Annotated in this window: 22 protein-coding genes; 10 read left to right on the forward strand and 12 right to left on the reverse strand. The window is 51.6% G+C overall.

Annotation, left to right across the window (positions count from 1 at the left end; genetic code table 11):
* Positions 1–319: 319 nt before the first annotated feature.
* From prpR to dctP, 5 genes are all read left to right on the forward strand, one after another.
* Complete coding sequence (gene prpR, locus ABYA77_RS11700) at positions 320–2,284, forward strand: propionate catabolism operon regulatory protein PrpR (protein WP_372966157.1); 1,965 nt, start codon at positions 320–322, stop codon at positions 2,282–2,284.
* Positions 2,285–2,497: 213 nt separating this feature from the next.
* Entirely contained in the window at positions 2,498–4,108 is a 1,611-nt protein-coding gene (locus ABYA77_RS11705) for a long-chain fatty acid--CoA ligase (RefSeq protein WP_372966158.1), read from the forward strand.
* Positions 4,109–4,160: 52 nt separating this feature from the next.
* Positions 4,161–4,667, forward strand: a complete 507-nt coding sequence (locus ABYA77_RS11710; RefSeq protein ID WP_372966159.1) for a TRAP transporter small permease subunit — start codon at positions 4,161–4,163, stop codon at positions 4,665–4,667.
* Between the two features lie 4 nt (positions 4,668–4,671).
* A complete protein-coding gene (locus tag ABYA77_RS11715; protein WP_372966160.1) occupies positions 4,672–5,979 on the forward strand; it encodes a TRAP transporter large permease subunit in 1,308 nt (435 codons plus the stop codon).
* Entirely contained in the window at positions 5,976–7,073 is a 1,098-nt protein-coding gene (gene dctP / locus ABYA77_RS11720; protein ID WP_372966161.1) for a TRAP transporter substrate-binding protein DctP, read from the forward strand. Before ABYA77_RS11715 ends, dctP begins: the two co-directional genes overlap by 4 nt.
* A 109-nt stretch (positions 7,074–7,182) precedes the next feature.
* Here the strand turns inward: dctP and ABYA77_RS11725 are convergent, their stop codons facing one another.
* The 5 genes from ABYA77_RS11725 to ABYA77_RS11745 form a co-directional block, all read right to left on the reverse strand.
* Positions 7,183–7,725 carry an NADPH-dependent FMN reductase gene (locus ABYA77_RS11725; protein ID WP_372966162.1) on the reverse strand — a complete coding sequence of 181 codons (543 nt, stop codon included), beginning with the start codon at positions 7,723–7,725 and terminating at the stop codon, positions 7,183–7,185.
* A gap of 56 nt (positions 7,726–7,781) precedes the next feature.
* The gene (locus tag ABYA77_RS11730) at positions 7,782–8,474 is read right to left on the reverse strand and encodes an MOSC domain-containing protein (RefSeq protein WP_372966163.1); all 693 of its coding nucleotides are present in this window, start codon (positions 8,472–8,474) and stop codon (positions 7,782–7,784) included.
* Complete coding sequence (locus ABYA77_RS11735; protein WP_372966164.1) at positions 8,467–9,354, reverse strand: serine aminopeptidase domain-containing protein; 888 nt, start codon at positions 9,352–9,354, stop codon at positions 8,467–8,469. Before ABYA77_RS11735 ends, ABYA77_RS11730 begins: the two co-directional genes overlap by 8 nt.
* Positions 9,355–9,441: 87 nt before the next feature.
* A complete protein-coding gene (locus ABYA77_RS11740) occupies positions 9,442–10,080 on the reverse strand; it encodes a TetR/AcrR family transcriptional regulator (RefSeq protein WP_372966165.1) in 639 nt (212 codons plus the stop codon).
* 7 nt (positions 10,081–10,087) lie between these two features.
* The gene (locus tag ABYA77_RS11745; protein WP_372966166.1) at positions 10,088–10,561 is read right to left on the reverse strand and encodes a hypothetical protein; all 474 of its coding nucleotides are present in this window, start codon (positions 10,559–10,561) and stop codon (positions 10,088–10,090) included.
* 85 nt (positions 10,562–10,646) lie between these two features.
* Here ABYA77_RS11745 and ABYA77_RS11750 point away from each other — a divergent pair, with 85 nt between their 5' ends.
* The gene (locus tag ABYA77_RS11750) at positions 10,647–12,230 is read left to right on the forward strand and encodes an FAD-dependent oxidoreductase (protein ID WP_372966167.1); all 1,584 of its coding nucleotides are present in this window, start codon (positions 10,647–10,649) and stop codon (positions 12,228–12,230) included.
* Between the two features lie 2 nt (positions 12,231–12,232).
* On the opposite strand, the gene ABYA77_RS11755 is transcribed toward ABYA77_RS11750, so the two are convergent.
* The 6 genes from ABYA77_RS11755 to ABYA77_RS11780 form a co-directional block, all read right to left on the reverse strand.
* Complete coding sequence (locus ABYA77_RS11755) at positions 12,233–12,688, reverse strand: cytochrome c (RefSeq protein WP_372966168.1); 456 nt, start codon at positions 12,686–12,688, stop codon at positions 12,233–12,235.
* A 47-nt stretch (positions 12,689–12,735) separates the two neighbouring features.
* Entirely contained in the window at positions 12,736–13,272 is a 537-nt protein-coding gene (locus ABYA77_RS11760) for a methylamine dehydrogenase light chain (protein ID WP_372966169.1), read from the reverse strand.
* A gap of 20 nt (positions 13,273–13,292) precedes the next feature.
* Positions 13,293–13,883: a methylamine dehydrogenase accessory protein MauD gene (mauD, locus tag ABYA77_RS11765; RefSeq protein WP_372966170.1), complete on the reverse strand. Its 591-nt coding sequence runs from the start codon at positions 13,881–13,883 to the stop codon at positions 13,293–13,295.
* 18 nt (positions 13,884–13,901) lie between these two features.
* Complete coding sequence (locus ABYA77_RS11770) at positions 13,902–14,438, reverse strand: MauE/DoxX family redox-associated membrane protein (RefSeq protein ID WP_372966171.1); 537 nt, start codon at positions 14,436–14,438, stop codon at positions 13,902–13,904.
* Positions 14,439–14,440: 2 nt separating this feature from the next.
* Positions 14,441–15,586 carry an amine dehydrogenase large subunit gene (locus ABYA77_RS11775; protein WP_372966172.1) on the reverse strand — a complete coding sequence of 382 codons (1,146 nt, stop codon included), beginning with the start codon at positions 15,584–15,586 and terminating at the stop codon, positions 14,441–14,443.
* A 271-nt stretch (positions 15,587–15,857) separates the two neighbouring features.
* Complete coding sequence (locus ABYA77_RS11780; protein ID WP_372966173.1) at positions 15,858–16,751, reverse strand: fatty acid desaturase; 894 nt, start codon at positions 16,749–16,751, stop codon at positions 15,858–15,860.
* A gap of 139 nt (positions 16,752–16,890) precedes the next feature.
* Here ABYA77_RS11780 and ABYA77_RS11785 point away from each other — a divergent pair, with 139 nt between their 5' ends.
* The 4 genes from ABYA77_RS11785 to ABYA77_RS11800 all read left to right on the forward strand — a co-directional run bounded on the left by ABYA77_RS11785 (position 16,891) and on the right by ABYA77_RS11800 (position 23,952).
* A complete protein-coding gene (locus ABYA77_RS11785) occupies positions 16,891–17,904 on the forward strand; it encodes an AraC family transcriptional regulator (protein WP_372966174.1) in 1,014 nt (337 codons plus the stop codon).
* A 112-nt stretch (positions 17,905–18,016) separates the two neighbouring features.
* Entirely contained in the window at positions 18,017–20,875 is a 2,859-nt protein-coding gene (locus ABYA77_RS11790) for a CHASE domain-containing protein (RefSeq protein ID WP_372966175.1), read from the forward strand.
* Positions 20,856–21,791: a diguanylate cyclase gene (locus ABYA77_RS11795; RefSeq protein WP_372966176.1), complete on the forward strand. Its 936-nt coding sequence runs from the start codon at positions 20,856–20,858 to the stop codon at positions 21,789–21,791. The genes ABYA77_RS11790 and ABYA77_RS11795 overlap by 20 nt, the downstream gene beginning before the upstream one ends.
* Positions 21,772–23,952: an EAL domain-containing protein gene (locus tag ABYA77_RS11800; RefSeq protein WP_372966177.1), complete on the forward strand. Its 2,181-nt coding sequence runs from the start codon at positions 21,772–21,774 to the stop codon at positions 23,950–23,952. Before ABYA77_RS11795 ends, ABYA77_RS11800 begins: the two co-directional genes overlap by 20 nt.
* Here the strand turns inward: ABYA77_RS11800 and ABYA77_RS11805 are convergent.
* Positions 23,949–25,307, reverse strand: coding sequence for a methyl-accepting chemotaxis protein (locus tag ABYA77_RS11805; protein ID WP_372966178.1), 1,359 nt, complete (start codon positions 25,305–25,307; stop codon positions 23,949–23,951). The genes ABYA77_RS11800 and ABYA77_RS11805 overlap by 4 nt on opposite strands.
* Positions 25,308–25,428 lie beyond the last annotated feature (121 nt).

Raw genomic sequence — 25,428 nt, forward strand, 5'->3', positions numbered from 1 at the left:
CTTTCCTGCCAGCCCCAGCAGTCTCCCGCGATACGAGACAGTGAACTTGAGTCACTTTGTGCAATACCCATTAGATACTCTCTTTTTGAAGCAATGATTCCATGATTTTCAGTTCCATAACCAGCTGATCAGCAAACTCTGGGCCAACAAGGAAAACTAGAATTAATGCCAATAAAATCAATATGATAAGATTTGAAGGGAATATCAGGGATGGAAAGAAGCCTCGAAGCTTCTCAACCATGAAACATAGGATTTCACTTTTGAAATGCAGCTGTCGCAGCTACGATAGGCCATATATCCCTATAAAAAAGAAGTCGCCATGCCCTCAGAACATCGTAAACCTCGCATCACTGCCCTGATCAGCCACCTTACTTTTGATGGCCAGCCCAGCAAGTTGACGCGGACGCTGAATGAAATCCTGCCGCGATACGAACAACAGGCAGACGTACAAATCGTTGAGACATCCGTCGATAAGCTTCTCTCTACAGCCAGAGCCATCGAACAAAAACAAAGTGCTGACATCCTGATCTGCTCCAGCGCATCAGCAGAATTTTTACGGAAAAAGGTCTCCATCACCATTTTGTCGTTCAGGATGGGTGAGTACGACTTAATTCGCGCCATTAACCTCGCCAAAGAACGCGGCACCAAAGCGGGCATTCTCACCCACCAGCGCACACTGAAAGAACTGGAAGAAATGTCCGGGCTTTTCACGGTTGAAGTATCGCAGGCGATCTACACCTCTTTGCAGGATGCCCGAGAAAAGATCCGGGCCTTTGTTGATCAGGGGATTCACGTAATCATCGGGTCTCCCACCGTCGTCGAGCTGGCGGAGGCTGCCGGGGCAGAAGGTGTGTTTGCTATCAACGCAGACGCCGTACGACTGACACTCGACGATGCACTGGCCATTTGTCACAGCCGTGCAGAAGAAGCACAAAAGCACCGGCGCATTCATGCTGTACTCAAGCACTTGAATGAGGGGGTCATTGCGCTGGACGCCACAGGCAAGGTCTTTTCTGTTAATACCAGCATGAACTCCCTGCTAAAACCTCTCCAGCCTGTCTCCATCGGTGACCGTGCGACGGAACACTTCCCTGACATTGATATTGACGGGGTACTGCAAACCGGAAAACCCATTGAAAGCCAATTGAGCTCTCGCGGTCATCAACGCCTGGCGATCAGCGTCCTGCCGATCATAGAAAATGGCCAGATAGATGGAGCGATACTGACGTGCCAGGAGATTCGGGAGATCCAGCGCACAGAACGGCGACTGCGCTCTCAAAGCCGTCCCAGCCACTTCATAGCCAGGTACAATTTTGAACAATTGATCGGCAAGGATCCGTCCTTTCAGAAGGCTGTTCACCTAGCGAAACTTTACGCCCATTCCGACTCTACCGTGCTGATTACCGGAGAAAGCGGAACCGGAAAGGAGCTTTTCGCGCAAAGCATTCACAACGCAAGTGACAGACAACAGATGCCATTCGTTGCGATCAACTGTGCAGCTTTCCCGGAAACTCTGCTCGAAAGCGAGCTCTTTGGTTATGATGACGGAGCGTTCACCGGCAGTCGCAAGGGCGGTAAGCCCGGCCTGTTCGAAGCCGCGCACAACGGCACCATATTTCTCGACGAAATTGGCGACATGCCGATTCACCTTCAAACGCGGTTGCTACGGGTACTGCAAGAACGCCAGGTTCTCCGCCTGGGAGCCTCAGAACCCACGCCCATCAACATCCGGGTCATTGCAGCCACACACCGAGACCTGCAACAACAAATCGCCAGCAGCCAGTTTCGAGAAGATTTGTTCTATCGACTAAACACCCTGAGAATATCTATCCCCTCGCTGCGCCAGCGCATTTCAGATATTCCAGCCCTTGCCAACCTGATTGCAAAAAACCTCACTCAAGGCGATACCACCCGAGAACAGGCCACAACTGAAATACTGAACACGCTTATGCCTCAGCTGATGAAGCATAAGTGGCAAGGAAACATCCGGGAACTTGAGAACATTATTGAGCGCGCCTTTTTGTTCAGCCGTTTCCCTGACGCTCCACAACCACTCGATGCGCTGTTTCCGGAACTCTTCCCTTCTGCAACGGAACAAGCCCCCTCATTAAAAACGCCGAAAGAGAACCTGCACACGTTTGGCAAAGCGGCCGAGATCACACTCATCCGGGAGACGCTCGACGCCCACAATGGTGATATGAACAAAACCGCCAAGGCTCTCGGCATTAGTCGCTCTACGCTTTGGCGCAGACTTCGCCGCTCCCAATCTCAGAATCAAAGGTGAAACATCCAATCAAAAAATGAAACACAGATTTCAAATATGAAACACGAAATACACCTGCCAACCGCCCGATCATAACCCCCATTCCCCGCCAGGCGCTGCAATCAGCGAGCAGCGCCAAACTGGCATGCATTCTGCTATCTCAGGTAATACAAACTTATTGGTCGCCCGGTGATGACGCATGGGCACAAAAAAAATAATAACCGGAGGTGTGTTTTGAAAGGCTTAATGATGGATGTTCCCCTGAACATCAAAACGATCATGTCCCATGCGGCAATGGTTGCCGCCGACACCAAGCTCATCAGCCGTCGAGCAGATGGAAGCATCTCCAGGCTTACCTACAGTGATGCTTTTGCCCGGACAGCCAGGCTGGCTAACGCTCTGGATCATCTGGAGCTGTCCTCAGAAGCCAGAGTGGGCACACTCGCCTGGAACGACCATAGGCACTTCGAGCTCCACTACGCAATCCCCTGCACTGGCCGCATCTGCCATACCGTCAATCCGAAACTGTTTCCCGAACAAATCAAATTTATTATTAACGATGCACAAGACGAAGCCCTGTTCATCGACCCCCAATTCATACCCATGATCGAAGCGATGCAAGATCAGCTTCCTTCCGTAAAACACTGGATAGCGCTTTGTTCAGCCAACGAGCTGCCACAAAGTTCACTACCTGATCTGCAGGCTTATGAGAACCTGCTGGGCTGCGAGCAAGACAGTTACGACTGGCCCCTCCTGGATGAAAACAGGGCCAGTAACCTCTGTTACACCTCCGGAACAACGGGAGACCCCAAAGGCGTGCTTGGGAGCCACCGCAGTATCGTTTTGCAGTGCATGTCACAAAATATGGCGAGCCAGCTCGGCCTGACGTCTGAAGATGTCGTGATGCCTCTGGTTCCTATGTTCCACGTTAATGCCTGGTGCATGCCCTACAGTGCCCCGATGGCTGGCGCGGCTCTGGTGCTGCCCGGACCGCACGTATCAGATGCCGCGGCCATCACCGATCTTATCAATCAGGAAAAAGTGACGTTCTCATTGGCTGTGCCGACCTTGTGGAGCGGTATTAATCAGTTCCTCAACGCCTCAGGCACTAGCATCCCCAGCCTTGAACGGGGCGTTATCGGTGGTGCCGCAGGCGCCCTGCAGCTTTATCAGGACATGGATCGCCATGGTGTCACGCTGGAGAATGGCTGGGGCATGACAGAACTCAGCCCCATCGGGAGCTACAACCGTTATCTACCCAGCCACGACCAGTTACCCAAAGAAGATCAGGCAGAACAGCGCCTCAAGTCCGGCCGACCGTTGTTTGGCATCCAAATGCGAATCGTTGATGAAGACGGCAACAGCCTGCCCCATGACGGTGAGACAACCGGAGTTCTCGAAATCCGGGGGCCCTGGGCTTGCAGCGCCTATTACGGCAAACCCCGTGAGCATGACTGGTTCAATACGGGTGACGTAGCAACCATTGACCCTTCCGGTTACATGCGCATAACCGACCGGGTTAAAGATGTCATCAAATCCGGTGGGGAGTGGATCAGCTCTATCGAAATCGAGAATGTCGTCATGTCACACCCAGGCGTTCGTGAGGCCGTCGTCATTGGCGTAGCTCACCAACACTGGAGCGAACGCCCGCTTCTTATCGTTGTGCCTGATGACAATTATCCGACATTAACCTCTGACCAGCTTCTGAGCTACCTGGAAGGGAAAGTTCCCAAATGGTGGATTCCGAATGCCTGTGAGTTTGTTGACACCTTGCCTCATACCGCAACAGGAAAAGTGAGCAAGAAAATGTTGCGAGAAAATTTCAACCACTATCAGTGGGCCTGATGTCTCGCGACGTCCTGGCAGAACTGGCCTGAATATAACAATAGAGAACGCCATGAATCCTCTAAGAATCATTGAAACGTTCAATCTGATCACCGGAAAAGTATTCAGTTTTTTCGTCTTCCTCGGTATGGCTATCGTCGTTTACGAAGTCATCGCCAGGTATGTGTTCAATGCGCCGTCCGTTTGGGCACCCGGCTATACCCAACGGGTGTTTGCGGGCTATTTCATTCTGATTGGCGCTTACACCCTTATCAAAGGGGGGCATGTGCGAGTGGATATTCTTCTGGACACCCGGTCGCCCCGGTGGAATGCCTTTACAAATATCCTCAACTACCTCGCGCTTGTGATCTGGACGCTGGCTCTTTCATACGAGGCATGGTTCTACTTCATCGACGCATGGGAATTCAATGAACTGGATGACAGTGCTTTGCGTCACCCAATGTGGCCGGTAAATCTGACCCTCTTTATCGGAACGTCGCTGATCCTGGTCCAGGGAATCAGCGGACTCATTGCCTCAGGTATTGAGTTCATCAAACCAAAACAACAAATTAAAGGGTAATTCCATGTCACCAGAATTACTAACCGCTGGCATGTTTGGCCTGCTACTCGTGTTCATTTTAGCTGGCGTGTCGCTCGCTTTCGCTCTCGGTTCCGTGGCCGTCATTTTCGTGGTGATCATGCATGGTACAGACGGACTGTTCCCGATTCTGTCCGCCACCTTCGCAAACATGTGGTCTATCTCCCTGGCCGCCATACCCCTTTTTGTCATGATGGGCATCTCCTTAGGCAAGTCAAAGATCGCATCAGACCTCTATCGTGCGTTTTATCTTTGGTCCGGAAAAGTTAACGGCGGGCTTCTGGTGGGCACAACTGGATTTGCCTCACTTCTGTCGGCAATGACCGGAAGCTGCGCGGCGTCGACACTGACCACAGGTATGGTAGGCATGCCTGCCATGGAAAAGCATGGCTACGATAAAAAATTCGTCCTCGGCACGATCGGGGCCGCAGGGACTCTCGGCATCCTGATACCGCCGTCCATTACCCTGATTGTCATCGGCATGAGCACCGGACTTTCGATCGGCAAACTCTTTATGGGCGGCCTGATAGCCGGCCTGGGCATGTTGGCTGTGATTCTGGCTTATGTCGTTGTGAAGGCCAATCTACAACCTGAAAAGGCACCCGCAACCACCGAAAGTGTCCCTCTTGCAGACAAAATCCGCTCTCTGCGTGCCATTATTCTCCCAGTGGGCATCATCTCAATCGTTCTGCTCTCCATCTTCCTGGGCATAGCCACACCAACAGAAGCCGCCGCTGTCGGGGCCGCCGCCGTGCTTCTGGCCATCGCAATACGCGGGGAGCTTGACTGGAGTTTTATTAAAGACGTCAGTTACTCAACGGCCACTATGAGCGGTATGGTCATCTGGATCATTTTTGGCGCAAGTGCCTTTGTCTCTGTGTACTCAGCGGCCAACGGAATCAATTTCGTCCAGTCATTCTTGCTGTCACTGGACATATCTCCCTGGCTTCTGGTTTTAGCCATGCAAGTTGCCGGTTTCATTCTTGGCATGTTCCTGGACCCCATCGGCATTATCCTGCTGGTCATGCCGATTTTCATGCCCGTTGTCACCCAGCTTGGTTTTGACCCTATCTGGTTCGCGGTGATCTTTCAGCTCAATCTTTGTGTGGGCTACATTTCACCTCCCTTCGGATACAACATTTTCTACCTCAAGACCCTGAGCCCACAGACGTCAATTCTTGATCTCTATAAAAGTGTGCTGCCCTATGTCGTCTTAATGATTCTTTTCGGAGTTTTTCTCCTGGCGTTCCCGTCCATCCTTACGGAAGGCGTGAACATACTCACTGGATCGTGAAACCTGTTAACACAGCAAAAGAGAGTGATATGAAAAATACAAAGACAATAAATCGTCGTGCATTCTTATCCACCGGCTCAGCTGCAGCTGTTGCAATCGCTGCCACAGGCTTATCAGCCCCAGCAGTCATTGCCTCGCCGACAAAGAAGATTAAATGGAAGTTCCAAACCCATTGGCCCACCGGAAACTGGTACTACGATCCGATTTTTAACGGGCTGGCACGCCGTATTCAGGAAGCAACCAACGGCGAACTGGAGATTGAAACACATCAACCCAATTCCATAGTCTCAACAGGCGATGTCCTTCGCGGAGTTCGCCGGGGCACGCTGGACGGCGCGCTGATCTATCCCGCCTACTGGGTAGGCGACATTCCGGCGGCTGGTCACCTTACCGGCAACTTTGGCACTTGGGATTCCCTCGAGGAAATGCAATTTTTCCTGCACGACATGGGAGCTCTTGAAGTCATTCGCGAAGCTTACGCAACACGCGGGGTCTATCAGGTAGGTCCGATTTCCAATGGTGGTACGGCCCTCTACAGTAATAAACGCCTTGAAACGCCCAAAGATTTTGAAGGTTTCAAAGTTCGATCAAACGGCAGCTCCGCACAAGTCTTTGAAAAAATGGGGGCGGCTCCGGTATCCATCACTGGCGGCGAACTCTACCAAGCCTTACAGACCGGCGTAGTCGATGGTGCACACTGGGGCGGTGTGTCTGCCGGATGGGGCATGAACCTGCAGGAAGTCACCAAATATATTATTCAACCGAATCTGGCCTCCCATCAGAATAGTGAAGTATTCGTTTCTCTGAAAGCCTGGAATAAACTGGGATCAGACTTCAAGAAAGTGATTGAGGATGCGGTTCTGGCAACCCATCTCGAAGCGGCAGGAATGTTCATGATGAGAGACCTGCAGCGAATGCAGGACTTCCAGACCGAGTACAAAGGAGAAATCGTTCAGATGAATGCCGAGGCTGTTGCTTTGCTCCGCTCAAAGTCTCTCGAGGTAGTCGACGAAATATCCAAACGTGATCCAAAATACTCCGGCAGAATCGGCAACATTTTGCGTGAGTTTATGACACTAACGGGTAAGGCGTAATTCTCTAGCCTGTGATTAAGTGCCCCGGTCAGGTCAACACCGCCCGGGGCACTCAACCAGACCATCCCTGGTGGCGGCTAAGTGCGGTTCCCGATAAGCATTTCATGCGTCAATGGCTGGCTACCCAGTTGATATAGCCCGTCATATACTTCTGTAAAAATTTCCGGGTGCCCTCATCAACCAGCTGGCCATCGTCGTCAAAGGCCGTATGAGCGGAAGCAAGGGCAAAATCCGGAGCCAGGTAAACCGGCGTCAGCGTTGCCAGCAGAATATCGCGAAGATGAACCTGAGCCCGGGCCCCGCCAATCGTACTCATTGAACTGCTCATCACACCCGTGGGCTTACCGCGCAACACCGAGTTGAAGGCTGGTCGTGAGGCCCAGTCAATGGCGTTTTTTAATACGCCTGGGACACTGTAATTGTATTCCGGGGTAGCAATGAGCAACCCGTCAGCATTGGCGATAGCCTCTTGCAACGCCTGTACCGCCGCGGGCTTGGTATCACCATCAAGGTCGCCGTTATAAAAAGGAATATCGGCAAGATCGAATAGCTCAACAGACGTTCCCTGATCAACACACTCTGCGGCTGCTTTTAACAGTTGGGTATTAAGGGAGCCCTTACGTATGCTTCCACTGATAGCCAGTATTTTCATGATACGTTCTCCTGTTTATCCATTACGGTCATATGAAGGTCACTGGCAGGCCAGTCTCACTTCGGCCCAAACAGCCTGTTCTCCCAGTCTTCTACCTGTCCGGTTTCCAGCCGGTTCCTGGCTAAAGTCCGGAGACTGAGTGAAAGCTGACTCAACTCAGCCATGCCCGCAAGTGCCTCGCTATCGAGGGTTGCGTTATAAAGCACGTTCAATATTCGGCTAAGAGACCATTCAGGGTTCGGGCGCTGCTCCAGAATAAGCAGGTCGCCCCGGCAAATCTGACCCGGCTGCAACACCCGATAGTACCAACCAGTTCTATGGGTGTTCTGCAATCGTCGGGACATATCGGCGAGTTCAAATCGGGCATTCAATCGCCAGCAGGGTTGCCTTGGCTGGGAAACCTGCAGAATGGCCCCGCCCAGCTTGTAGATGTCACCCGCGCAAACCTCAGTCTCCGTGAGACCTTGTGTCACCAGGTTCTCACCAAACGCCCCGGGGTAACAATGACCAGCAGCCGACGCAGGCAACCGTTCCTTCAACAGCGCGTAGTGATCGGCAGCAAAATGGTGCAGAGCTTTTTCAGGACCACCATGATGGCGAGTATCCCCGTGCTCATCCTGCTCCAGACCATCTTTGCTCAGAAAAGCCGTATCAACACACTGCTTGTAAATACCAGTAGTAGCACCAGAGTCGGCTAATGGTTGCAAGCGGCCTGTTCGGAGCTGAAGGACTTCTGTTTGTCTAATCATCACCACCGGCCTGCGCCATGCTCCTGTCATTGAGAATAGGAGCAAATATTTTTTCCCAAAGTTTCAGATAGCGCTTACGGTGCCAGCCAATATGGCCAATACGCTTCTGATTTACGTCCTTCGGTGTTACCAGAATATGTTTTTGCGGAGCATTGACGAAGAACTCATGAAGCATTCGCACGTTGGTGGGTGACATCATGTCATCATCGGAAAACTCAATGGCAGTTATTGGCGTATGCACGCTTGCAAACCGTTCCCGCAACCAGCGACCTTCACAACCTACAGCATACTCTTCAGCCAAACACCAGCGCCGCCATTGCATGATGACGCCTTTGGGCATGTTACACATAACTTTCAGGCGGTCGCCAGGGAAATATCCCAGAAAGGGCACGGTAACAGGTACAAGTACATACCAGAGAAACCAGGCAATGCGCTTAGTTGGCGGAGCGTTATGCCACCAGGTACCTGTACCACAGGCAACGGAAATAACCTGATCGATATCGGGATTATGCCCCATATAGCCAATCATGTGGCCACCTACACTGTGGCCTATCCAGATCAGTCTCAGGTCATTAAAGTGATCTTTGGCAAACTTCAGAACAGCCGGACAATCGTATTTAGCCCAGCTCAGTATGTCGCTCTGGCTGTCCTTTACATGGCCGTTCAGCGACAAACCCATGCCTTCATAGTCGAACGTCAGCGCATGAAACCCCTGAGTGTTCAGCCAGCGCGCAAAGTCGTCGTACAGGTACTGGGCAACCCCCGTTGCAGGAGCAATGATGCAGATACCACGAACGTCTTCACAATCCGTTGTGAATAACCGTGCAGTCAACGTATGGCCTGCATCAGTGACAAGATTGTGGACTTCGGGCTGAATCATTGAAATCTCCTGATAAAGTAACAGCTTAGAGTATCAGGTTTGAACGCATGATCCACATCTCATAAAGGGCCAGACAACGCTCCGTCATCACTTGAACAGCATGTGATTCCTGGCTGCAAGCACCCAGTCGTTTTGATCTCCCATCAGCGCAATCGCCAGTTTCACAATCCCAGACCGGTAAGATTCGATATTGGCCTCATCAGGGTGCAGCAACGCATGGTAGCCAAGGTTTTCTCCGGCCATCATGATGGTTTCCAGAACAACTTTATCCGGTAGTGTCTTGCTGTGCTTCCCGGCTTTGGACTCCACCAACTGATACAGGCGGTCAATGGTTTTGGCCCGGTGGACGGCAACGACAGAACCCGGTGTTAACAGGTCCTGGTGGATCGAGTGGATGATATCAATCTCTTCCCTGCCCCAGTCAAGGTAGGTGTCTGTAATGGCCTGAAAGAGTGGCAGCAGCCCGTCCAGCCCCTCAACATTCTCCACCACCGCCTGCACAAGCTTCAGATTAGCCGCTTCTACCACCAGGCTTAACGCCGCCCCGGCATTGTCAAAGTATCGATAAAAAGTAGGCCGCGAAATATTGGCCTCATGAATAATCTTGCCGACGGTGGTCCCCTGAGCCCCATACAATCCAAACACCCTTCTCGTGGCGTGAAGGACGCAGTTTCTGGTGTCTTCTACCTGCCCTTCGGTACGTTTAGGGCGACCACGTTTCGTCATATTCTGCTCAGGCCGGAGTTAACACAAACGGATACGGCAGCCTCTTCATCAGGGGCATATCCAGAGTTGTCACCCCCAGATAACGACCGTCTGACAGGGGCCTTAATTCATCGGTGATGCGATTCCAGGGAAAGGGACTGTCACTGGGGTAAGACAACCTCAAGGCATTACCATGGCCTTTCGTATACGGCAAAATCGAACTGCTGATGGGCAGAATTTCCGACTCAACGGCTTTTCGTTCAACGATGTTCAACACATGACCACCTTCATAGAAATGCTTACCCTTCCACCCCGCCATGGCGCCAAAGTTCAGCAGTGGCCACCCCATGGCCACCAGCCAGGTCGGGCCGATGGAATGTCCATAAAAACGCCCTTCCGTTAGCAAAGTAGTCGGCGGCGGCAAGGAATCATACAACTCCAGAATCTTGCTTAATGAATCAGGAAGAGGCGCATAAGAGGGGGCTTTCTGGGTTGAATCCATGAGTTTTCTTTCTTGTTGATTAAATTTAACACCACTGTTAAATTAAATTCAATTGATCAATTTTGCAACAAATAGAACAAAAAACATGCACAAACACGATTACGATTATCTGGTTATCGGTAGCGGCTTTGGCGGTAGCGTCAGTGCGCTCAGGCTTGCAGAAAAAGGCTGGAAGGTTGGGGTATTCGAACAAGGCCGGCGTATTACTCCAAAAGATATTGAAGCCGGAAAAAACAAAGTTTCCAGATACCTGTGGTCGCCAAAGCTGAAGTGCACCGGCTACCTGGTTCAGCATTTTTTTAAACACGTCACCATTATCGGTGGTATCGGCGTAGGCGGCGGTAGTATTGTCTGGGCCGCTGTGATGCTTCCGCCCAAAAAAGCCTTTTATCAGGACCCCATCCTCAAACGTTTGAAGCTGGACCTGGAAACAGAGTTGGCCCCTCATCTTGAAACAGCGTCCAGAATGCTGGGCGTTACCACTAATCCTCGTCGTACCGAACAAGATTCTCTATTACAAAAAACCGCTGAGAATCTGGGAGCTGCTGAAACGTTTTCTGCAGTACCCAACGCTATCTACTTTGGTAAACCCGGGGAGGAAAGGGCCGACCCCTATTTTGGTGGCCAGGGTCCGGCCCGCTCAGGGTGTCAGTTTTGCTCGGGCTGCACGACAGGCTGTATGCACGGCTCAAAAAATGCGCTCTACCTGAACTACCTCTACCTGGCGGAAAAAGCGGGCGTGGAGATCAAGGCTGAGCATCAAGCCAAACGAATAGCGCCATTGCCAGGCGGAGGTTATCAGGTGAACTTTGTTCACCCTGTTTCAGGCAAAGCACTGTCCACCATCAATGCGAAACACGTCATCCTGTCGGCCGGCGTGGTGGGTACCCTGGAGTTGCTGTTTAACAATCGGGACAAACACAAAACCTTGCCCAACGTTTCGCCGACACTTGGCAAAGTGGTGCGTACTAACTCGGAAGCCATTACCGCCATATTGCACCCCAAAGGCCATGACGTCAGTGACGGCACGACCATTTCTACCGACTTTCACCCCAATACACATACCCACATCACCCAAAACCGGTTGGATAAAGGCTCACGTTTTATGCGCCTGTATATGGGCCCACTGGTCGACGGCAAAAACCCGAGGTTACGTGCTATCAAAACCCTGTTTGCCATGCTTGGATCCCCTCTTCTGATGGCACAAAATGCGTTCATCAGAGAGTGGGAAAAACGCATCACGGTTCTCACGGTCATGCAGGATCTGGACAATCACATCCAGCTCGGACTGAAGCGCCGCTGGTGGTCTCCGGTGAAAACCCTGCGTAGCAGTCGCAACCCGGGTAACGAAGCCCCGAGTTACCTGCCTATCGCCAATCAGGTAACACGAGAGTTTGCAAAGGTCAGTGGTGGCAAGCCGATGAACATGCTCCCCGAATCCATTGGCGGCATGTCCACCACCGCGCATATTTTAAGTGGCTGCCCCATGGGGCATTCACAACAGGATGGAGTGATTGACACCAATCATCAGGTACATGGCCACCCGGGATTATTCGTGGTGGATGGCTCCAGCGTGCCGGCCAATATTGGCGTAAACCCAAGCTTAACCATTACAGCCATGGCGGAACGCTTTGCCGCAAACCAACCCGAAAACCGGAGAAAGAAATAGGGCTATGGCCAGGTGTACTCGGGCAGAGCTACTCCCTCCCCGGCCAGCCGGTCCGCGATACTGTATCTGAGAAGAACAACATCCTTAACCGGTTGCTGGCGTAATCGGCCAACCTCCTCAGGCGTAAAGTGGTCAACGACCACCCCGGGCTTACCCCAGCGATCAACCACGAAGTTCATTACGCTGGCAATCTCGTGGTTGCTCAGTCCGGCACCGACAACACCCGGCACGTGCATCAGATAAAGCCGTCCTTCCTCATCGTTGAAAAACTCATCAACGAAACCGGGAAACGTAGGAATTCCAGCCGCTTCAACCCCCTTACCGTCCATGCCATGGCAACCTGCGCAACGTAATACATAGTTGGCCGCAGCCGACCGTTCCGCAGCGGTGACCTGCGACAACAGTTGCCCGGCCAGAAGAAGAGATATCAACAACCACCCCATCCGTTTCCCGCTCATCGTCTTAACTCCCTGTGATCAGAAATCGTTTAACACCTACTGGCGAATCAAGCATCCGCCACCCCAAGAACAACCGATACCGTGCAGTGGTAGCCTTTATTGGTATTGGCCATGCACCAGTTGATGTCATTGTGCAGAGCCATCCGATAGCCTGGGCGCTCTCCTTTACTGGTGAAACAGAAGGTTGAGCTGGGCACCGTTGCCCGGCCGCAGCAATCGTTATACGAAACCAGATAATCTTTATTGTCGTTAGGGTTCCGACACGTACCAATCCAGGACACTTTCGACGCCTCTGTGCCCGCAGGACAGGAGGTTAAAGAACCCCCCGACGTTGAACAGAGATTTCCATCCAGCGCACAGTGTTTCCAGTAGCTACAGTCATTTTCATCCTCCACAGTGGCGGCAAATGCAGCGCCTCCCAAAGAACGATCAAACGGCAGAACCGGAGCCAGCATGGCCCCGGCAAACACCGTACCCGCTTTGGCCAGGAACGATCTGCGCCCATATTGCTGAGCCGCTTTCCGGGTACTTTTCTCGGACGCTTTATCAACCAGGTTAAATAAACGATTCATCATGCTGGACATAATGTCCTCCCGATTTTTCATTAATTAGCAGTTTTGCTGACCAGATCCTGGATGGATGCATAGCCGGTTTCCAACGCATTGAACAAGCTCTCCAGCTGTTCCCTGGAGTTCACCAATCCCTTTGCTCTTACCACACCCTGTTCATCCAGCAGCACAGCAAACGGCAAACGTGAGACCTTGTATGTCACGCCCAGGTGCTCCGATAGAACATAAGGAAAATGTTCCAGCCCCTGCTCTGAAATCAGCTTTTCATGTCTGAGCTGATCACCGTCACTAGCCAGAACCACTGAGAGCCAATCTGCTTCGGACGCGCTGATCGACTTCAAAGCCGGTACCAGCTTTTTGCAGATCGGGCATGTTGGGGACAGAAAGAACACCAGCGTATGGGTTTTAGACGGGTTGCCAATACTGACTTTGCCCCCGGTGAGGCTGTCCAGATTAAAGACCGGTGATGTTTCACCAATTTTAGGACCGCTGTCGTTAATCATTGCCCCCACCGGCGCAACTCGCTCATGCAGAATGCCGATCTGGCGGGCCAGTACAAAGAAGCCGAGTATTAGTGCTGCCACCAGCACCGCCAGTACAAAAACAGAAAACGATAAAATTGCCACAGTATTACCCTCTGAAATTCACGATTTGCCAGCAGTGGTGAGAAGCCGTTGATTCTCCGCGAGCTTTCCTAGCAGGTTGTAGACCAGCCAGAGCCCGATACCCGCGCCAAGAGCCACCGCCAACGCACTTGCAGCCAACACTTCCACAGCATTCATCGCCACCAACGCAGCCATGCCTGCCAACATCAGATTGCGTATGACTAACAACCAGGAAACAGGGTGGGATGCACCACCACAGCCACACTCAATCTGACTGCGCCCGCGAAACAGGTTCACCGCCATCGCGCAGCCATAAAGCAACAGCAAAGCTCCGACCCCGACAGCTCCCAGCCAGGAAGTAGCCGGGTAGAGCAACAGCAGAACCAATATGGCTTCAGCCGCGATCAGTGCTCTGGCAACAAACTCGGCCATCGATTCCGGTACCAGACGATAGTCAATGACATATCCCAGAAACCGCCCGTAATCCGAAATCTTGTGCCAAACCGCGTGTGCAAACAGCAGAGCCAGCACCACTGTTGCCGTCAGCACACTCATTTCCAGATACGCCAAAACCATTCTCAGGACTCCGTCAGCGAGAAGATGGCCCAGCCGCCCACACCTTCAACTGAGTTGGTTTCCTCCAGAGCAAAGTCTGCATCAACTTGCACCTCGTACCGATAGAGCATGCCGTCCTCATCCAGACCAAACAGCACCGGCTGCTCGCCATCTGTTACCGACAACGAGACCAGATGTTTGACAGCAGTACGCCCGTGTACCTCACCGGATTTCAGGTCTACTGCCCACACTTCATCTGCACCATTCTTATGACTGCCATCGTATGGTTCAGAGTGCATGGTGACGAACACCAGGTCGTTAGCTTCGTTGTAGGCAATCACGTCCACACCGCCTGGAGCCCACGCCCCATCCCCCATAGACGCCACCGTTTTTTTGCTGACTAAACGAGGGGCTTTATCGCTATCTGAAACCTGATAAAGATCGCCACTGAAAGAAATAAACAGAAGATTCTCACCTGCACGCTTACCCACGATAAAAATCGGGTCCTGGTCAGGGTCAAAGATGGTTTCACTGCTTTCCGGAGAGCCAAACTGGCCATTGGAACCCAAAGAGAAACTCTGGAACCGTCCATCGCCACAGACCGTGGTGAACTTCACCGAATCCATAGCCGGGTAGATTCCGTAACAACCGGGCGTCGGGACTTCTTGCAGAACGCTTCCGTCCTTCAGGTCGACGACCGTTACGGAAGTGGCGGGTGTGGCATTTTGCACATACGCGTAATTGTCATCGTGTGAAATGGCCAGAATGGCATTGGAGGGAGCCACCTGAGCCGCTTTATTCGGCACGATCACTTCACGCAACGTGGTCAGGGTCGGAATATCATATTCTTCAAGTACGGACTCGGTTGGCCCGGACATGATGCGTTTTGCGTAATGAGACAAGCTGTAGAGGCGAGTGAAATCACTGTTGACGGCCATTTGGCCAACGATGCCAAAGCTCAGATTCCCTTTTATGCTGAGGTCATCTCTCGACAAAACAACCGTCTGGCTCGAGCCATCCCAACTCTGATCCAGAACAAACAGATTGGGGCCAGGCTTAATCCGCTCTTCCACGGTCAGAACCTCTGGCACAAAAGCCTCAGTCGCCTGCACTGCGCCTGAAAGCAGAACACTTGCGAACGCAGCGGCGGCTATACTTGATCTGTGCATACTCAAACCTCCGAATGAATTAGAAGCACGTTGATACGCGCCTGATTCGGAGATCAGCATAGAGTGTGCCATTAATGTATTTTCGGCTGACAAGAGCCCTGCGCCGCCTAAATAACAACCAATCCGATCAGTTTTTACACCAAAATTCGAAATGCCCTGGCTCGGCGGTGTTTGCTCAACTCAAACGTGCACCAAAAAAGCAACCCAGGCTCAGAAAGAGTGCGCATTAATGTTGGGAAAGATCACAAACCACTGTCAGAGACGACCTCAATCAATGCCTCTTGGCGGGCACCGGCTTGCGGCTGAAGATTCCCACAATGGGCGTACCCTGTTCTCTCAGGATCGGCTCAATATCATCATGCAACGCGTGATACCTATAAAAAGGCACTCGTGGAAACAGGTGGTGAACAGAGTGCAGGTTTTGTCCCAGCCAGAACCAGCCGACCGGCCTCATCCAGACAGGCATAATCAGGCTGTTGGTATTGCGATACCGGGCAGACTCTTGATAAGGAATGTGAGGGCGGTAGGCAAACCAGTAAGCAGTGAACAAACCACCCAGGAAGTAACCGGATAACAACACCCACCAGGCCGACGCAACATCCACCGACATGATAAAGACCATCCTCCAGCCCAGCGACACAGCGACCTCTGCACAATAGGTAGCCCGCTCTTTGACTGTCGCCTTTTGCCAGTGCGTTGTTATAAAAAACGTATTCTGCAACCAGAGAAACTTCGCAACAGTGACCAGCGCACCAATAGCACCTTTGCCCATACCGCGAATCATGTAATCGGGATCTTTATCCCCCTGATTGGTATAGCGATGGTGAGTAAAATGCTCCATTCGATGCGATGCGTAAGGAATCGCAATCAAAGGTGCCATCAAATAGCCACATGCGTTATTAAGCCAGCGCAGGTGCTCATACTTACCGTGAATATTTCCGTGAACAGCCTCATGCAGTGGCGTATAAGACATGTAGGTTAGTGCTGCCAGAATCAGGACAGTGATCCAGGCACTCATCAACCCTTCAGCATAGAGGCCCAGACTAATCACAAAACCCGATAGCACCAGCACAACCAATACAATCGTTGGCCAACTTACATGGCCCATGTATTTTTTGGCGAGTTCGGCGGCTTCACGATTAGGCGTTTGTACATCCTTCGACATAATTCAGCTCTCATACGTAGGGTTCAGAGACTTTTGCAATGTAATCGTCAGGAACACCTCACCAAAGGGCATCTATGGCCAATCACCAGACCCTTTCGGCCAGGTACCATGAAAACCCCCAAACAGCTAAACTTTGCCGATGCTAAAACAAGAATCGACGCTTCATCCCGTTGCCATCAGTCAGGTCATGATCAATTTCGCCGCCAGTTATGGTGTAGACGTTGACACTTGTCTGCTCGGAACCGGCATCACCCGAGTCGACCTGTCAGACGGCGAAGTGCTGATCACCCGGGAACAGGAAACACGCCTGATTGAAAACCTTATGCTGGCCCTCCCGGACGTCCCGGCCCTGGGTTTCAGGCTCGGGTTGCAATATAACGTGGCCACCTTCGGAGTGTGGGGGTTTGCCTTACGCACCTGTCGGACCTTGCGGGATGCTGCCAGAACCGCATTACGTTATTTACCGTTGAGCACCGCTTACTGCCAGATGTATACGCTTGAAGAAGATGGCTGCTTCGGGATAGGGCTGGACCCAGCCCCTATACCCCCGCATTTGCGCCAGTTCCTCCTGGAACGGGATCTGGCAACTGGCGTGAACCTGGTGAAAGAGCTTAGCCTGTCCGGCCTAACCATCTGCGAGGCAGAATTCCAGGGCCCCCCTCCCGATCATGCGGACTTTATTGCAGAGACCATGGGAATAGCTCCCCGCTACCAGAGTAAACGTAATGCCATGCTGGTTTCGGCCGAAGCAGCAGACAGGCCACTTCCAACCTTCAGTGCCCGCCTCGTTCGCATGTTAGACGACCAATGCCGGCTTCAGCTTGAACAACGACAAACCAGTGGCCTTGCTGGTCTGGTAAGGCAACAAATACTTGGTCCATTGGGATTGGTAGCCACACTGGATGAAGTGGCAAAGACGCTGGCAATGTCTCCGCGCAGCCTTCGACGCAAACTGGATCAGGAAGGCACCAGCTTTCGCGCTCTGGTTGAAGAAGAGCGCAGCCAGGCCGCCACACAGATTCTTAGTGGCAGTGATATGAAGCTGGATGAACTGGCGATCCATCTAGGCTATACCGATACCGCCAGTTTTACCCGTGCCTTCCGACGCTGGACAGGAATGTCTCCCGGAGAATACCGCAAACAACTTAACTAAGAAGCACAGATCCCTCAGCAAGTAACTTGCTGTCTTTCTGGAACTATCCATAACCCTCAACTAATCTGAGTTTGAAGCTCTTTGCTCCCATACAACAAAAACTGATCCGCCCATGCCAAAACTTCGGGGTGCAGCAGCGCAGATAACGAAACTTCACTGGGTAGTTATCTGCCTGTCTTTATTACTGACCATAACTGTATGGCAGATTTTCGCCCAAATCGCTGAAGCCAGAGCGAGAGACCAGTTTGACCACAGGGTTAAACAGTTGAATGAGCTGTTGACCGACAGAATGCAAAAGTATGAGTTTGCGCTGATATCTGGAGTTGGCACCATTCGCGCAAACGGTGGAAAAGTGACATTGGCTCAGTGGCAGCGTTTTGCTGAAGCACTCGCAGTACAGGACCGTTTACCCGGAATCAGTGGCATTGGCGTCATTCGAAGAATATCCGAGGCTGAACTTGGCCCCTATCTTCTGGAAGAGCGAAAGAGCCGACCCGATTTTCGTGTCCACCCACCCCACAAAGGAACTGACTACTGGCCCATTACTTATCTTGAGCCATTAGCCGGCAACGAAGCCGCCATAGGCTTGGATATGGCCCACGAATCGAACCGCTACACGGCAGCATTAAAAGCCATGCGTACCGGCGAAACCCAGATTACCGGCCCCATTGCCCTGGTACAGGACGATGAAAAAAAACCTGGCTTTCTCTTCTACCATCCTTTTTATAACAGCTCTGACGAGTCTCTAAGCACGCCGAACGAAACAGATTTCGCAGGTTTGGTGTACGCCCCCTTTATTGTTGCCAGCCTTATGGAGGGGACCCTCAAAAACACTAACCGACTGGTGCACTTCCGTATCAGGGATGGCGACCAAGAGCTTTATAGTGAATTCAGCGAAACCGCTGAAGACAACTATGACACCTCCCCCATGTTTCAGACCTCATACCCACTGGAAATATATGGCCGTGAATGGCAGTTTGATGTTCAAACCACACAGCTTTTTGAAAAATACAACGTCAGTAAACAGCCTGTTGCCATCCTTATCAGTGGTCTGATCATCAATGGACTGATCCTGACAGCATTTCTACTGTTGTCTAACGGCAAACAACGAGCCGAACAAGAGGTCATAAAAAAAACCGCTGAACTGAAGCTGCGGACGCAGGAAGCGGAGTCTGCAGTAAGAGTAAAAACGGCATTTCTGGCCAACATGAGCCACGAAATCCGAACCCCCATGAACGCCATCATTGGCATTCTGGTGCTGTTAAAAGAATCCAGACTCAACGATTACTCACAACGCCTGGCGAACAAGGCATTTTCAGCATCAGAAATTTTGCTCCAACTCTTGAATGACATTCTGGACCTGTCCCGAATCGAAGCGGACCATATAAAAATCAACAACCAGTCGTTTGAAATCGAGGAGCTTGTTCAACGCAGCGTAGAGTTATTTGCCATTGCTGCGGAGGAAAAGGGGCTAAGCCTGCGTGTGAATATCGACCCATCTACCCCCCGCTGTGTTACCGGCGACCTTATGCGCATTTCTCAGATCTGCTGCAACCTGGTTGGAAATGCCATCAAGTTTACCCACGAAGGGCAGGTGACCGTAGACATCCGATTCAACAAGACCGATGACACCCGCGGCACACTTGAGATCAGCGTGGAAGATACCGGCATTGGAATCCGGGAAGAGGATCAGAAAAGGGTGTTCGAAAACTTTCGTCAGGCCGATGAGTCCACCAGTCGTGTTTATGGCGGGTCAGGTCTGGGGCTTGCCATCAGCAGCCATCTTGCTCAGCTAATGGGAGCCTCACTCACACTCAAAAGTCGTGTCAATGAAGGCTCCAGGTTCACGCTCATGGTTCCGGTGGGCCTGGATGAAAACGAAAAGGCCATGGGTGTGAGCGACTCAGATCAATCAGCGCCAGATCAGCCAGACAAAGATACTCCGCTCCCTCGCCCCTCATTCCAGAACCTGAAAGCGCTGATCGTTGATGATATGCCGCTTAACTGCGAGATCGTCGAAAGCTATCTGGAGTCCTTTGGAGTGGCCTCTGAATCCGTCCACAGCGGAGCCCAGGCGATGCAGCAACTTCTGGCTCAAAAGTTCGACCTTATTCTGATGGATCTTCATCTGGATGGTGAAACCGGGCAGGAAATCACTCAACAGATTCGTTCCCGGAAGAATCTTCACCAGCCCATTATCGCAGCCCTTTCAGCCTCAATTTCCGAGCATGACCGCAACAGCTCTTTTGCTGCAGGCATGGATGATTTTCTCACCAAGCCGGTTCTCCCAAGAGACATTCAGCGCTTACTTCAGAGCTTTTTCAAACAAGATGTCACTGCTCTGTCAGCTCCCCCCTCTGACAGCAAGTCAGAGCAAACAGACGCATACCGCTTACCGGATTTTATTTCTCGCCCACTTCACCAGAAGATGTTCGGAATGGACCCCGACCTTTTCCATCGATGCGTACGCAGTTTTCTGGCCAGCTCCATACAAATGCAAACCGACATTGAAAACAGCCTGCATCTTAACGACCCGAAAATCACTCATGCAGTTACCCATAAAATCAAAGGCGCTGCCTCCAATATCGCCAATCTGGAGTTAGTACAGCTTTGCGAGCAAATCGATAAAGCCCTAGACGCCGGAGAATCTGAACCCAGCCCTGACATGCTTCTGACAACACTAATAGAACATACCCGCCAGCTCTCCGAAATGACGTTTTCAGAAGAATCACTGGAACCAACCGGCCAGATACGAAGTGAACCGGTCAATCACATCATTGCACGCATGACACAAAGACTAAGTGCTAACCGCATTGCGCCGGACAGCGATATCGATCAGGTACTGGAATATCTACGTAAAACTAACAAAGGCACCCTTGCTTCGCAGCTTCGACAGGCTCTCGACACCTACAACTTTTCAGAGGCTCTCGAACTTCTGGGGATGATCGACCGTGAAAACAAAAACAGGTAGCCCAATGGAGTTAACTAGCCCCGCCACGGTACTGATTGTAGAAGATGAACCCGTTGGCATTGCCAGCCTGGCTGGTATTCTGGGAGATACCTACGAGCTGATCATCAGCAAAAGCCTTGCCGAAGCAAGACGATTGCTGTCAGACGAAATCGATATCATCCTACTGGACCTCTATTTACCCGATGGCTCCGGGCTCATGTTCCTGAAAGAGCTGAAATCTTCTGGTGCATATACAAATGTCCCCATTATCTGCATTTCTTCATCGGATCAAGCACGGGATATTGAAAATGCCTTCCGCCATGGGGCAACAGATTACGTACTGAAACCCTTCAACAAAATCATTTTAAGCGCCAAAGTTGCCACCTTTATCGACCTAAAACACAAAACTGACATGCTGGCTGCGGCGGCATTGATAGACCCATTAACCGGCATCGGCAACCGGCGCTTATTCCACCAGCAACTTGACCTATTCTGGAGAAGAGCTAAACGACAGAAACTACCCGTAGGCCTGATACTGATTGATCTGGACAATTTCAAGCAAATTAACGATCAGTATGGCCACAACCAGGGCGACATCTGCCTGCAAAAATTATCAAGCACCATGCGCTCAAGCTTCTCAAGGGCAGATGAGGTCGTTGTACGTCTTGGTGGTGATGAGTTTGCCATACTAATTTATGGCGCTGATCTGAATACAACCATTTCAGCAGCCAAACGCCTCGCCGAAGTTTTACGTAAAAATCTGGAGCCCTCCCCTGATTTGGCCAGGCACTGCCCAGAGTTCACAGTGTCGATGGGGTGCGCGTCAACACAGCCATCAACCTCATCGGAGACAGCTGAATTCGTTGAAACCGCGGACAGGCATCTATATGAGGCCAAAGAACACGGAGGGCGGAATTGTGTCAGACCACTTTTTTGATTTACCCGAACTGTATGAAAACGACTTCTTTCAGGGGGACTTTCACCCAACGATTCTGGTGGTTGACGATGAGCCCACAACGATCCGAGTGGTAACCAATGCCCTCAGCCAAGACTACGATCTCATTATCGCAACCAGTGTGGCAGAGGCCATGGATATTCTGGAGCAAAACGACAAACCCCACCTCATCCTCCTGGACATCATGATGCCTGACACGAATGGCCTGGAGATGTGCCGCAACCTCAAAACCCGCCACGATTTACAGCACATACCCGTGATATTCATCTCCGCCCTGAGTGATGCTCAGTCAGAAGAGGAAGGCTTTGCAGCAGGCGGCGTAGACTATATCCATAAGCCGGTCCGGCTGCCTGCGGTCAGAGCGAGAGTACGTACGCATATTTCCCTGAATGCCATGCGTGATCATATGATCGCCCTCAACCAGAGCATCAAACACAAGCTGGAACAACCCAACACCACGGCCCCGGATAGCAGCCTTTTCGAAAACGTCTTTATGGCAACGTCGGAAGGCATTGTTCTGCTCGACGCCCAATATAAAATCGTGGCAGTTAACGCGGCCTTTTCCCGTATCACGGGCTACTCTCGAGAAGAGGTGCTCAACCTTAGTGACAACATCCTTAACAGGTCGCCAGAGCCTGAGCCCACCCTGGAAAATCTGCGCTCATACCTGGACGACCACGATCACTGGTCTGGCGAGCTCTATAATCGCAGGAAAAGCGGTGAGCTCTATCCAGAACTCCGAACAATCAGCACCATTCGATCTGACGATAACGAGATCACCCATTACGTTACCGTGTTCAATGACATCTCTGACTTAAAAGAAACCAAACAGCGGTTGGAAGAGCTCACCTGGAGGGATCCGGTTACAGGCTTATCGAATCGGGCCCTATTCCTGAACCAGCTCAGTACTGTACTAAAATTCTGCAATCGCGGGAACGTCTCGACCGCAGTTATCGTTATTGATATCAACAACTTCCGATACATTAATGAAACTTACGGCTTCCAGTGCGGAGACCATGTCATCAGAGAGTTTGGCAAACGCCTTTGGCAAGCCGCTTTCTCTGATGACTCCGTGGCCAGGCTTTCAGGCGATGAATTTGGCATTGTCCTGGCACCTAAACAATGGTCCGTTGACGACGCTTACCGGACCGTTCTCACACTCAACGAACGCATTCAGGAAAACCTGACCGACCCCATTCAATACGGCGATAACCCCGACCTGTATCTGGAAGTTACCGTTGGTGCGGCACTATACCCAACGAAAAGCTCCCATTCTCCATCTTCCGCTCTTCGCCATGCTGAAACGGCTCACCGCAGTGCCAAGACAGCCCATCGGCCTATCGCGATTTTCGAAGATTCCATGATCGATAAGATCCGGTATCAATTACAGGTGGAAGCCGAGCTAAACCGGGCCGTTGAAAAAGATGAGTTAGTGCTGTACGCACAACCACAGCTATTCCCCAACAGACAGCTCTGGGGTATAGAAATTCTGATCCGCTGGAACCATCCAGAGCGAGGCCTTCTGGGCCCGGAACAGTTCATCCCTCATGCAGAAAACTCCAGGCAAATCATAAAAATAGAGCGTTGGGTTCTATACAAAACCCTAAAAAAAATGAAGGCCCTACACCGGGCGTATCCAACCTTACACTGCTCTATTAACATCTCTCCAAAACACTTTGCTGAAGATGACTTTGTAGAAACAGTAACGGCAGAATTAGCCAGGTCTGGGTTTCCCCCGGAGCGGCTAATTCTGGAACTGACAGAAAATGTGGCCGCTCACGACCTAGAGCTGGTTGTGAAGAAGATGGAGGCCATCCGTAGCCTTGGTTGCACCTTCTCTCTGGATGACTTCGGAACCGGCTACTCGTCGCTGTCACGGTTGCAGCGCTTACCGATATCCGAAGTTAAGATTGACCTGAGTTTTGTCCTGTCCGCACCACACGATCCTATGGCTGCGAAAATCGTAGAAATGGTCGTCCGGATCGGGGAAACCATGGGCGTTCGAGTTGTTGCGGAAGGCGTAGAAACTGAAACACACGCAAACTTCCTGGCGTCAACACACCCGGAGGTCTTTCTCCAAGGGTTCTACTTCGGTGTCCCGCAACCAATCGATGAACTTCTTCAGGACAAGCCCGCCTCCTAACAACCGAAGCCACCCGTTTTGAGTACTTCAGCAATCATATCGTCCAATAGGTCGACCACTTCATCAGAGGATGCCTTTAGTGCTTCAACCAGCTCTTGGGAAAGCGCGCTATAACGTTCCTTGCTTAACCTTTGGGCATGATAGTCCGTTGCCGCCTGATAGAGTTCTTTCCCTATCGAATGAACCTTAGGGTGAACCTGCTTGACCAGGCGCTCAGCCGATCGCAAAGTGTGCATCGGCTTAGCACCTTCGCTTGCCAGGAAGGTCCCCAGCCGACACTGAGTATGATCTTTAACTTCGGTTTCGGTGATTGATTTTTCATTAAAGACCGCATAGCGAATCAGTTTATCAACCCACACGACGTGATCTCGCTTGGCACTGGCCAGAATCAGGCAAGGGCTGCCTAACCGAATGCTGCTAAAGATTTCGTTGGTATCTTCCCTTAAGGGCCGGATGGCTTTCATTAAATCCGCGAAGATGCTGGCCAGAGCATCAGAGTCATCTGAGTTAGCGCTCACCTGCTGTGCCATATCCGCCGCTACCTGGCTTTGCTCTTCGGCGGCCGCCGCAATCGAAGTGGCCTGATCATAGTTAAGATTAGACGACTCACGGGATTGATGGACCACGCCCGCGACACGCTCCCGGCTCTGGCCAGAAGCTTGAACCGCACGTACGGAATTACCCAACCGAGATTGAACGCTTCCCGAGCGGGAGATAATTTCCGTGACAATACCGTTGATTTCCTGAGCCGCACTGGAACTTCGCGCTGCGAGTTGACGCACTTCATCTGCAACAACAGCAAACCCCCGCCCGGCATCACCCGCCCGGGCCGCCTCAATGGCTGCGTTCAGTGCCAAAAGGTTAGTCTGGTCCGAGATTTCATTGACGGTATTGGTCAACGATTCGATGCTGCGGGTTTGCTCCGCCAGCATACGCATTTCTTCGTTGGCCTGAGTCAATGCAATATCCACCTCCGCCAATCGCGCTTCCATATCTTCCAAAGCTTCAATGGATTCAGCCGTGAAGCCATTAACCCGGGACGCCTGTTCAAGCACGTTCTGGCCAAGACTCCCCACCTCGGAGGCGCTGGCAGACATTTCTTCGATAGCGGCCGATAGCGTTTGAATATTACTCACAAGATGATGAATTCTTTCATCAAACGCCAGGGCTCCCTGACCAAGAATGGAAATATGTCTGGAAACGTCCACCGCTCCATTCGCCACCGCCAGGCCACTGCTGTTAGCTGCCCGAAGGTATTCTGCCAATGGTTCAGCCCAGGCTGGATAGCGCTCGACCACTCCATTTGCCAGCATGTTCTGGATTACGTCTTTTACTTTCTTTTCAGTTAGAAACATCACAGCACTCTCAGAAAGGATCCCATGGCTTTTTTATATTCGGGCTTCCGCCAAACATTGATTATTATCTATTTTAACGACATGTCGATGATAAACTTGAAGACTTGGATCAAGTTTCAGA

The sequence above is a fragment of the Marinobacter sp. genome, from assembly GCF_041595835.1.
Taxonomy (GTDB): Bacteria; Pseudomonadota; Gammaproteobacteria; order Pseudomonadales; family Oleiphilaceae; genus Marinobacter.

What these genes read in the sequence shown, in the direction of transcription:
- ABYA77_RS11780 (WP_372966173.1), bottom strand. Translation starts at nt 16,751, where the DNA reads ATGTCGAAGGATGTACAAACGCCTAATCGTGAAGCCGCCGAACTCGCC.
- ABYA77_RS11745 (WP_372966166.1), bottom strand. Translation starts at nt 10,561, where the DNA reads ATGGATTCAACCCAGAAAGCCCCCTCTTATGCGCCTCTTCCTGATTCA.
- ABYA77_RS11710 (WP_372966159.1), top strand. Translation starts at nt 4,161, where the DNA reads ATGAATCCTCTAAGAATCATTGAAACGTTCAATCTGATCACCGGAAAA.
- ABYA77_RS11760 (WP_372966169.1), bottom strand. Translation starts at nt 13,272, where the DNA reads ATGTCCAGCATGATGAATCGTTTATTTAACCTGGTTGATAAAGCGTCC.
- ABYA77_RS11775 (WP_372966172.1), bottom strand. Translation starts at nt 15,586, where the DNA reads ATGCACAGATCAAGTATAGCCGCCGCTGCGTTCGCAAGTGTTCTGCTT.
- ABYA77_RS11790 (WP_372966175.1), top strand. Translation starts at nt 18,017, where the DNA reads ATGCCAAAACTTCGGGGTGCAGCAGCGCAGATAACGAAACTTCACTGG.
- ABYA77_RS11770 (WP_372966171.1), bottom strand. Translation starts at nt 14,438, where the DNA reads ATGGTTTTGGCGTATCTGGAAATGAGTGTGCTGACGGCAACAGTGGTG.
- ABYA77_RS11725 (WP_372966162.1), bottom strand. Translation starts at nt 7,725, where the DNA reads ATGAAAATACTGGCTATCAGTGGAAGCATACGTAAGGGCTCCCTTAAT.
- ABYA77_RS11805 (WP_372966178.1), bottom strand. Translation starts at nt 25,307, where the DNA reads ATGTTTCTAACTGAAAAGAAAGTAAAAGACGTAATCCAGAACATGCTG.
- ABYA77_RS11785 (WP_372966174.1), top strand. Translation starts at nt 16,891, where the DNA reads ATGCTAAAACAAGAATCGACGCTTCATCCCGTTGCCATCAGTCAGGTC.
- prpR (WP_372966157.1), top strand. Translation starts at nt 320, where the DNA reads ATGCCCTCAGAACATCGTAAACCTCGCATCACTGCCCTGATCAGCCAC.
- ABYA77_RS11755 (WP_372966168.1), bottom strand. Translation starts at nt 12,688, where the DNA reads ATGAGCGGGAAACGGATGGGGTGGTTGTTGATATCTCTTCTTCTGGCC.
- ABYA77_RS11735 (WP_372966164.1), bottom strand. Translation starts at nt 9,354, where the DNA reads ATGATTCAGCCCGAAGTCCACAATCTTGTCACTGATGCAGGCCATACG.
- ABYA77_RS11730 (WP_372966163.1), bottom strand. Translation starts at nt 8,474, where the DNA reads ATGATTAGACAAACAGAAGTCCTTCAGCTCCGAACAGGCCGCTTGCAA.
- ABYA77_RS11740 (WP_372966165.1), bottom strand. Translation starts at nt 10,080, where the DNA reads ATGACGAAACGTGGTCGCCCTAAACGTACCGAAGGGCAGGTAGAAGAC.
- ABYA77_RS11715 (WP_372966160.1), top strand. Translation starts at nt 4,672, where the DNA reads ATGTCACCAGAATTACTAACCGCTGGCATGTTTGGCCTGCTACTCGTG.
- ABYA77_RS11750 (WP_372966167.1), top strand. Translation starts at nt 10,647, where the DNA reads ATGCACAAACACGATTACGATTATCTGGTTATCGGTAGCGGCTTTGGC.